Source organism: Succinivibrio faecicola (assembly GCF_019448115.1).
GTDB classification, from domain to species: Bacteria; Pseudomonadota; Gammaproteobacteria; order Enterobacterales; family Succinivibrionaceae; genus Succinivibrio; species Succinivibrio faecicola.
This window is the reverse complement of sequence record NZ_JAGFNY010000105.1, coordinates 1-606: the sequence shown is the minus strand read 5'-3', so window position 1 is coordinate 606 and position 606 is coordinate 1. Positions and strand designations below refer to the sequence as shown.

1 protein-coding gene is annotated in these 606 nt (G+C 37.1%); it reads right to left on the bottom strand.

All coding sequences use genetic code 11. From position 1 onward, the window contains the following. On the bottom strand, positions 1-586 hold a 586-nt coding region (locus tag J5V48_RS09840), incomplete at its 3' end, for a hypothetical protein (protein WP_219938482.1). Between the last annotated feature and the right edge of the window lie 20 nt (positions 587-606).

Sequence of the window (606 nt, the reverse complement as noted above, 5' to 3'; positions counted from 1 at the left end):
CATATACGAAGCTTTGTTTTACAAGAGAGAATGCTATATGAAGCTTTAGACCAGGTCTTGGTGGAGTACCATCAGCATGAGGTCTGCCTTTGCCTTTACAGTCGAAGTTATCAGCACATGAATATGACAGGTCAATTTCAGTTCCGTCAACTAAGATGATGTCATCTACTCCGAGCTTTATAAGTAAAGACTTTAAATCTCCGCTAATGAACTTCTTAATCTTTTTAAGAAAGCTCTTGCCAAAAGATGCAGTCATTAGCTCAGATAACATGTTCTTGATTACTTTAAGGGTATTCTCTGACTGTAGCTGTTTATGAATACACTTGTGAGAAATAAGCTCCTTACCTGCTTTTCTGCAGAATCTAAGGTAAGCATTATGCACAGAGCATAAAGTAAACTCAGACTTTTCTGTGGACTTACTCATCAGAGAAAGAGATGACAGAATGTAGTCTGACATAGAGAACTTACGTTCTCTTTTTAAAGCACCACAATCAATGGCATGCTGCTTTAAATTATCTCTTGATAAGACAGAAGTGAATGAACGAGATGTTGACAAAGATGATGGGAATATAGATAATTTTGGCATGGGATTTTCCTCGTGGTTTA